The 8608-nt window shown below is 74.9% G+C and carries 5 protein-coding genes; 3 read left to right on the plus strand and 2 right to left on the minus strand.

What is annotated here, in order from left to right; all coding sequences use genetic code 11:
- Nucleotides 1–141 precede the first annotated feature (141 nt).
- Entirely contained in the window at nucleotides 142–828 is a 687-nt protein-coding gene (locus ACFW47_RS32810; RefSeq protein ID WP_386308009.1) for a hypothetical protein, read from the plus strand.
- Nucleotides 829–842: 14 nt separating this feature from the next.
- Here the strand turns inward: ACFW47_RS32810 and ACFW47_RS32815 are convergent, their stop codons facing one another.
- Together ACFW47_RS32815 and ACFW47_RS32820 are read right to left on the minus strand one after the other, a co-directional pair.
- On the minus strand, nucleotides 843–2453 hold the full coding sequence (locus ACFW47_RS32815) for an AMP-binding protein (RefSeq protein WP_386276342.1): 1611 nt from the start codon (nucleotides 2451–2453) through the stop codon (nucleotides 843–845).
- A complete protein-coding gene (locus ACFW47_RS32820; protein ID WP_386276343.1) occupies nucleotides 2450–4123 on the minus strand; it encodes an AMP-binding protein in 1674 nt (557 codons plus the stop codon). The genes ACFW47_RS32815 and ACFW47_RS32820 overlap by 4 nt, the downstream gene beginning before the upstream one ends.
- A gap of 123 nt (nucleotides 4124–4246) precedes the next feature.
- Between ACFW47_RS32820 and ACFW47_RS32825 the strand changes: the two genes are divergently transcribed.
- Both ACFW47_RS32825 and ACFW47_RS32830 read left to right on the plus strand, forming a co-directional pair.
- Nucleotides 4247–5089, plus strand: a complete 843-nt coding sequence (locus tag ACFW47_RS32825) for a LuxR C-terminal-related transcriptional regulator (RefSeq protein WP_386276344.1) — start codon at nucleotides 4247–4249, stop codon at nucleotides 5087–5089.
- Nucleotides 5090–5339: 250 nt separating this feature from the next.
- Nucleotides 5340–8171: an ATP-binding protein gene (locus ACFW47_RS32830; RefSeq protein ID WP_386308010.1), complete on the plus strand. Its 2832-nt coding sequence runs from the start codon at nucleotides 5340–5342 to the stop codon at nucleotides 8169–8171.
- The last annotated feature ends 437 nt before the right edge of the window (nucleotides 8172–8608 follow it).

An 8608-nucleotide genomic window follows, 5' to 3' on the forward strand; every position in this document is an offset into this window, starting at 1 on the left:
TCGGCTGTCGGATTCGCACTCCCGTCGCGCCCCGCGGTGAGCTCTTCCGTAGCGACTTTGCGATTTTCCGTATAGTGGAAACTTGTTTCTACGATCTGGAAGTAATGTAAGTGGGCAGCCGAAGGCCGTCAAGGGAGGACGATGGGCGTCATGTCCGAGACCGTCTCGGTGTGCTGCACCGCCTGCGGGCGCCGGCACCGCTACACGGCACCGTCGTACCCCTGCGCGTGCGGGGAACCCGTCACCCCGGAGCTCGATCCGCGCCGGGCCGCCACTCCCGTCACCCACCGGAGCTGGGAGGAGGAGTGGATCGGGTTGCGCTGCGCGGCCTGCGGGGCGCGGAGCCGGTGGCCGCGCCCGGAGCTGGGCTGTCCGTGCGGGACGGTGCTGTGCGTGCCGGTGGACCCGGCGGCCGCGGGCCGGTCCGGGCGAGCGCCGGGTTCCCGGGTGCCGGCCCACCGGGCCGTACCGATCCGCACCGCCCGCGACGCGGTCACCGCCGCGGTGCTGTATCTGCGCGGGCTGGGGCACCGGGACGTCCGGCGCGCCGACCAGCGGCCGGTGGCCGGCATCGGGCTGGCCGCGCCCGGCCTCGTGGTCCAGGTGGACCCGACGGCGGGCCCGGCCTCGGCGCGGGACGTGGAGTGCCTGTGGCTGGCGGCCATGGCAGAGTCCGCGGCCCCCGTCTACTTCTCCCTCGCCGGGTACGCCGAGCAGGCCCGCGCCCGCGCCGACCTGCTGGGCGTGCCGCTCTTCGTCCTCGACCCGGCCGGGGTGCCGCGCCCCGTCAACGCGCCGGCCGTGGCACTGGACGCCACGGCCGGCTGAATCGTACGAGTGCCCTACGCGTCGCCGTAGCGCTCCCGCAGCTCGACCTTGCGCACCTTCCCGGAGACGGTCATCGGAAAGGCGTCCAGGATCTGCAGGCGGCTGGGCACCTTGTAGTGGGCCAGCTGGTCCGCGCAGTGGGCGCGCAGTTCCTCCAGCGTGAGCGGGTCGGCCGCGTCGCGCGGGATGACGCAGGCCAGCACCTCCTCGCCGTAGCGCTCGTGCGGTACGCCGACGACCTGGACGTCCGCGATCTTCGGGTGGCCGTAGAGGAACTCCTCGACCTCGCGCGGGTAGATGTTCTCGCCGCCCCGGATGATCATGTCCTTGATGCGGCCGACGATCTCGACGTAGCCGTCCTCGCGCATCACCGCCAGGTCCCCGGTGTGCATCCAGCGGCCCTCGTCGATCGCCTCGGCGGTCTTCTCGGGCTCGTCCCAGTAGCCGAGCATCACGCTGTAGCCGCGGGTGCGCAGTTCACCGGCCTCGCCGCGCGGCAGGGTCACCCCGGTCACCGGGTCGACGACCTTCACCTCGATGTGGGGCAGGACGCGGCCGACGGTGCCGGTGCGGTGTTCCAGGTCGTCGTCCATGCGGGTCTGGAGGGAGACCGGGGAGGTCTCGGTCATGCCGTAGCAGATGGAGACCTGCTCCATGTGCATCTCGGCGACCACCCGCTTCATGACCTCCACCGGGCAGGGCGAGCCCGCCATGATGCCGGTGCGCAGGGAGGTGAGGTCCCAGGAGGCGAAGTCCGGGTGGTTCAGCTCCGCGATGAACATCGTCGGTACGCCGTACAGGGACGTGCACCGCTCCCGCTGCACTGCCTCCAGCGTGGCGGCCGGATCGAAGGACGGGCCGGGGATGACGATGCAGGCGGCGTGGGAGGTGGCGCCCAGGTTGCCCATGACCATGCCGAAGCAGTGGTAGAAGGGGACGGGAAGGCACACCCGGTCCTGCTCCGTGTAGCCGACCGTACGGCCCACCCAGTAGCCGTTGTTGAGGATGTTGTGGTGGGAGAGGGTGGCGCCCTTCGGGAAGCCGGTCGTGCCGGAGGTGTACTGGATGTTGACCGGGTCGTCGCAGCTCAGCTCGGCCGCCGCCGCGGTCAGCCGCTCCGGCGGCACGGAGGCGGCGGCCGCCGTCAGCGCGTCCCAGGACGGGTCGCCGATGTAGACGGTCTCGCGCAGCGCGGGGCAGCGGCCGCGGACCTGCTCCACGATCGCCCGGTAGTCGCTGCTCTTGTGGGCGAGGGAGGCGACCAGCACGGTGATGCCGGACTGCTTGAGGACGTACTCGAGCTCGTGGGCCCGGTAGGCGGGGTTGACGTTCACCATCACGGCGCCGATGCGGGCGGTGGCGTACTGGACGAGCACCCACTCGGGGCAGTTGACCGCCCAGATGCCGACCCGGTCGCCCTTGGCGACGCCCTTCGCCAGCAGCCCGCGCGCCACCTCGTCGACGTCCGCGCCGAACTCGGCGTAGGTCCAGCGCCGTCCGGACGGTACGTCGACCAGGGCCTCGCGGTCCGGGTGGGCGGCGATCGCGCGGTCGAGGTTGGCGCCGATGGTGTGGCCGAGGAGCGGCGTGGTGCTGGTGCCGTGGGCGTAGGAGAGTCCGGTCACCGGAAGTCCTCCTCGCGGTACTCGTCCTCGGAGCCGGCCGCCGTGGCCTCGCGCAGTTCGATGCGGCGGATCTTGCCGGAGACGGTCTTGGGCAGCTCGCCGAACTCCAGGCGCCGCACGCGCTTGTAGGGGGCGAGGGTCTGCCGGGAGTGCTCGAAGAGGACCTTCGCGGTGTCGGGGCCCGGCTCCCAGCCCGCCGCCAGCACGACGTACGCCTTCGGGACGGCCAGGCGCAGCTCGTCCGGGGCCGGTACGACCGCCGCCTCGGCGACCGCCTCGTGTTCCAGCAGGGCGCTCTCCAGCTCGAAGGGGCTGATCTTGTAGTCGCTGGCCTTGAAGACGTCGTCGGCCCGGCCCACGTAGGTGAGGTAGCCGTCCTCGTCGCGGGCGCCGATGTCGCCGGTGCGGTAGTAGCCGCCCGCCATCACCTCCGCCGTGCGGTCGGGGTCGCCGTGGTAGCCGGTCATCAGACCGACGGGGCGGCCGGCGAGGTCCAGGGCGATCTCGCCCTCGGCGGCGCCGGGGGCGCCGGTGACCGGGTCGAGGAGTTCGACGCGGTAGCCGGGGCTCGGGCGCCCCATCGAACCGGTCTTCAGCACCTGGCCGGGGCTGTTGGAGACCTGGACGGCGGTCTCGGTCTGGCCGAAGCCGTCCCGGATGGTCCGGCCCCACACCCGGCGGACCTGCTCGATCACCTCGGGGTTGAGCGGCTCGCCGGCGGCGACGACCTCGCGGGGCGGGGTGGCGAGCTGCGCCAGGTCGGCCTGGATGAGCATCCGCCACACGGTCGGCGGGGCGCAGAAGGTGGTGACGCCGGCCCGGTCCATCTCGGCCATCAGGCGGGTCGCGTCGAACCGCGTGTAGTTGTACAGGAAGACGGTCGCCTCGGCGTTCCAGGGCGCGAACAGGTTCGACCAGGCGTGCTTGGCCCAGCCGGGCGAGGAGATGTTCAGGTGCACGTCGCCCGGCTTGAGCCCGATCCAGTACATGGTCGCCAGGTGCCCGACGGGGTACGAGACGTGGGTGTGCTCGACCAGCTTGGGGCGGGCGGTGGTGCCCGAGGTGAAGTACAGCATCAGCGGGTCGTCGGCGGCGGTGGGACCGTCCGGGGCGAAGGCGTCGGAGGCCGTGTACACCTCCTCGTAGGGCCGCCAGCCCGCCTCCGTCGTCCCGCCGACCGCGACGCGCGTGTAGTCGCCGGGCACGTCGGCGAACTTGCCGGTGTCCTCGGAGCGCACGATCACGTGCCGCACCCGGCCCCGGTCGACGCGGTCGCGCAGGTCGGCGGGGCCGAGCAGCGGGGTGGCCGGGATGACGACGGCGCGCAGCTTCATCGCGGCGAGCGCGGTCTCCCACAGTTCGGCCTGGTTGCCGAGCATCACGAGGACGCGGTCCTCGGCTCCGACACCCCACTCGCGCAGCCGGTTGGCGACCCGGTTCGAGCGGGCGGACATCTCGGCGAAGGAGACCCGGACCTCGGAGCCGTCCTCCTCGACGATGTGCAGCGCGGTGCGCCCGTTCCCCTCGGCGATGGCGTCGAACCAGTCCAGCGCCCAGTTGAAGTGCTCGGGCCGGGGCCACCGGAACCCTTCGTAGGCGGCGGTGTAGTCCTCGCGGTGCTCCAGCAGGAAGTCCCGTGCGCTGCGGAACAGCTCCGTGGCCGTCGTCATCCGTCCTCCTTCGTGCCGGACCTTGCCGGGCGGCTTAGTGCCATCGTGTAATCCGTGATGCAGGTCTCACTACCCCCGAACGGGGGTGTGCGCCCCGGGACGGGCGCGGGGAAGGCGGAACGAGTGGCGGTGGACGCGGCCGACGGGGCGGAGATCCGCAGCGCGCTGGTGCGGCTGCGGCGTACGACCGGGCTGCCGGTCGCCTTCGGCGGGCTGGTGGAGTCGGGGCGACGGCAGGTGCGGATCAGCGAGCTGAGCGGCACCGCGACGGCCGCGCTCAGCGCCCTGGCGGTGACCTCCGGCAACGGCCTGGGCGGCAAGGCGGTGGCCCTGTCGCGGCCGTGCGCGGTGACCGACTACTCCGTGTCCCGGCAGATCAGCCACGAGTACGACCTTCCCGTCGCCGCCGAGGGCCTGCGCTCTGTGGTGGCGGTCCCGGTGGTCGTACGGCGCCGGGTGCGCGGCGTGCTGTACGGCGCCCTGCGGTCGGCCCAGCCGCTGGGCGACCGCACGCTGGGCGAGGCCGTGGCGGCGGCGCGGGACGTGGAGCAGGCGCTGGTGCTGCGGGAGGAGGCGGACGAGCTGCTGGCGGCGGCCCGGCCGCAGCCGGTGCGCGAGCCCGCGGGTTCCGCCGCCGACTGGGAGCAGGTGCGGGAGGCGCACGCGGCGCTGCGGGCGCTGGCGCCCCGGATCACCGACCCGGCGCTGCGGGACGAGCTGCTGCGGGCCTGCGGGCTGCTGGCGCCCGGGATCGGGGCCGGTGCGCCCGAGGTGCGGCTGACGCCGCGCGAGGTGGACGTGCTGGCCTGCGTGGCGGCGGGCGCGACGAACGCGGCGGCGGCCGAGCGGCTCGGGGTGGGCCCGGAGACCGTCAAGGGCTATCTGCGCTCGGCCATGCGCAAGCTGGGGGCGCGGACGCGCGGCGAGGCCGTCGCCGCCGCGCGCCGGGCGGGCCGGCTGCCGTGACGCCGTGGCGGGGTGGCGGGGTGGCGGGACAGCGCCGTTCGCGGCGTGGCTCCGTTCGCGGCGGGACGGCGTAGCGGGTAGCGGCGAGGCGCCGCGGTGCCGTTCACGGCGTGGCCCGTCGGCTTTCCTTCGCCGTACGCCGTACTCGGTTTTGCCGCCTTGTTATTTCCCTCACCTCGTCGTCCCGCCGTCATGCGCGGGACGTTGCCTAACATTGCCCGGAACACGACATGCGGAGGGAGCGGTCACCGTGCGACGGGACTTCGCGGAGTCTGCGGGGCGCCGTTCCGACCTGGTCATCGGGCGGGAGGAGGCGTTCGGCGCGGCACGCGAGCAGCTCGCCCGGGGCGGAAGCGTGCTGCTGCACGGGCCCGCCGGGATCGGGAAGTCGACCGTGCTGCGGACGCTGGCCGCGGAACATGCCCGCACCACGCCCACGGTGCTGCGCTGCTCGGCCACCGAGTCCGAGTCCCATCTCCCCTTCCTCGCCCTCGCCGACCTCCTGGGCATGGTCCTGGACCAGGTGTCCGACGCCCTGCCCACCGCCCAGCGCACCGCCCTGGAGTCGGCGCTCACCGGACGCGGCGAGTCCACGCTGCAGCGGGACGGGCTGGCGCTGCGCCTGGCCGTGCTCTCCGCGCTGCGCGCCCTCGCCGCCGAGGGCCCGGTGCTGATCGTCGCCGACGACCTGCAGTGGCTGGATCCGGCCAGCGCCGAACTCCTCGGCTTCGCCGCCCGCCGCCTGGGCGACACCCCGGTACGGCTGCTGTGCGCGGTGCGCACCGAGGAGCCTCGGGCGGAGGGCGCGGAGTACGACCGCCACCTGCGCGCGTCCCCGCCGGACACCCGCGCGGTACGGCTCGGCCCGCTGACCCGCACCCAGGTGTCGGCGCTGCTCGACGAGCGGGGCTACTCGGGCCTGCCCCGCTCCACGGTCCGTGAGATCCACCGCACCAGCGGCGGCAACCCCCTGTTCGCGCTGGAGCTGGGCCGGGCACTGGCCGAGAGCCCCACCCCGCCCAGGCCGGGTGAGCCGCTGCCGGTGCCGACCTCGCTGCGGGCCCTGGTCCTGACCCGCCTGGAGATGCTGTCGGACGAGGCGCGCCGCACCCTCCTGGTCGCGAGCGCAGGGGCCCGCCCCACCCCGGCGCTGCTGCACGCGGCCGGCCGGGAGAACGCCGAGGCCGAGACGGCGCAGGCGGCGACGCTGGGACTGCTGGCGCCCGACCCGGAGGGACCGGCCGTACGGTTCGCGCACCCGCTGATCTCGGCCGCGCTGTACGCGGAGGCGCCGGCGCCGGAGCGGCGGGCCGCGCACGCCGCGCTGTCCACGGCGGCGTCCGACCCGATCGAACGCGCCCGGCACCTGGCCCTGGCCACCACCGGCACCGACCCGGAGGTGGCGGCCCGGCTGGCCGAGGCCGCCGCACTGGCCCGCGACCGCGGGGCGCCGTCGGTGGCCGCGTCACTGGGGCTGCTCGCGGCCCGGCACACCCCGCCGGACGGCACCCCCGGCCCGGACGAGCGCCGGCTCACGGCCGCCGAGGACGCGATCACCGCGGGCGAGCCGGACCTCGCCCGGGACATCGCCCGCGAGGTGCTGACCCGGGCCGGCGCGCCCGGCGAGCGGGTGCGGGCCTGGATGGTGGTGATCGAGGCCGCCGGGCAGGCGATCGGCGACGTCGACGCCGCCTTCCCGCAGGCCCTCGCCGACGCGGGGGACGACCCGCGCCTGCTCGCCCTGGTCCACTACCAGCTGGCCTGGCGCTCCCTGGTGGTGCAGGGCGACTTCGCGCAGGGCCGCGAGGAGGCCGCGCACGCCGCCCGGCTGGCGGCCGAGGCCGGGGACCGGCGCACCGAGCTGCTCGCGCTGGCGTTCCAGGCGCAGGCCGAGACGCTGATGGGGCATCCGGACGCCCCGGCGACCATCGGGCGGGCCCTGGCGGAGCCGCAGGACCCGCGGGTGGCCTGCCACCACAACGGGGCCGGTTCCTCCCGGTTCCGGTGGCTGGTGATGAACGACCGGCTGGCCGAGGCGCGTACCGCGGTCAGCGGGCTGCTGCGCGAGGTGCGCCGGCGCGGCATGGCCGAGAGCGAGGTCCACTACCTGCGCTTCCTGGCCGAGACCGAGCTGCACTCCGGGCACTGCGGCCGGGCTCTGGAACTGTCCCGGGAGAGCCTCACGCTGGCCCGCGACGCGGGCATCGGGGAGGGCGCGGGCGCGATGCAGGCAGCGCTCGCCGAGGCGGCCGGCGGGGACGTGCGCCGGGCGGTCACGCTGGCGCGGGAGGCGGTGCGGCGGACCGAGGAGGACGGCGACGCCGTGTACCTGTCGCGGGCGCTGGCCGCGCTGGGCCACGCGAGCCTGGTCGCGGGCGACGCGGAGGCGGCGGTGCGGGCACTGCGCCGGGTACGGGAGCTGGAGGCGGGCGCGGGCATCACCGACCCGGCGCGGGGCCGGTGGCAGGGCGACCTCGCCGAGGCGCTGGTGCGGACCGGGGAGCCGGCCGAGGCCCTGGACGTCATCGAGGTCACGCGCGGGCACGCGCTGCGGCTGGGGCGCGGGAGTGTGCTCGCGGTACTGGACCGGGCCGAGGCGCTGGTGCGGGCGGCGCGCGGCGAACACCGGTCCGCCGTCACGCGGCTGGCGTCGGCGCGGGAACGGCTCGCCGGGCTGGGCTACGGCCTGGAGGAGGCACGGGCCGCCTTCGCGCTGGCGGAACTGCGGGCGGACCGGCCTGGACGGACGCCGGGGGCGGGGTCGTACGACGAGGCTGCCCGGCTGTTCCGGCGCTGCCGCGCGCTGCCCTGGCTGCGGCAGGTGGAGGCGGCGGTCGCGGCCCGGACGGCCGAGCCGCTCGAGGCAGCGCCCACCGTTCCCGACGCGCTGGCGGGGCTCGCCTCGATGGAGCGTCAGGTGGCCGCGCTGGTCATGGAGGGCGCCACCAACCGGGAGATCGCCGGCCGGCTGTTCGTCAGCGTCAAGACCGTCGAGGCGACGCTGACCCGGGTCTACCGCAAGCTGGGGATCCGTTCCCGGGTCGACATCGTCAGACTGGCGGCGGGCCGGCGGGAAGAGTGACCCGGAGGAGTGACCGGCCGGTGTTTGGGACGCGCCGACCGAGGGTTTTCCCTGCCCGGCTCACCTAGGGGGTTCCCTCATTGGGTGGTCTCCGCCGCCGGTTCTAGCGTGTGCACGTGCCGCTCGCCCGGGCATACGGGGGTCTGTCCCGAGACCCCCGTGCAACCCCCCACGCCCGTGCGACCCCCCACCGGCAAAGCTTGAGGAGACTCATGTCCGGGCTCGTCCGCACCAGATCCGCCGCTCCCTCCGCCGCCGCGCACGTCTGCCCGGCTGGGCCGCCCGCAGCGTGCCGACCGTGCAAGGCTCCTGAGTAACCCTCAGGTGACAGACCGGGGGGGGGGGGGGGCGGGGCGCGCGCGGCCACCCGGCACCCGCCCGCCCCCACGACCCGCACCCCCACACCCCCGCCGCACCCGATAGCGTAAAAAAACAAC

The organism is Streptomyces sp. NPDC058796 (assembly GCF_042745235.1).
GTDB lineage: Bacteria > Actinomycetota > Actinomycetes > Streptomycetales > Streptomycetaceae > Streptomyces.

Excerpts from the sequence above, each read along its gene's own strand:
- ACFW47_RS32820 (WP_386276343.1), bottom strand. The coding sequence starts at position 4,123 with ATGACGACGGCCACGGAGCTGTTCCGCAGCGCACGGGACTTCCTGCTG.
- ACFW47_RS32810 (WP_386308009.1), top strand. The coding sequence starts at position 142 with ATGGGCGTCATGTCCGAGACCGTCTCGGTGTGCTGCACCGCCTGCGGG.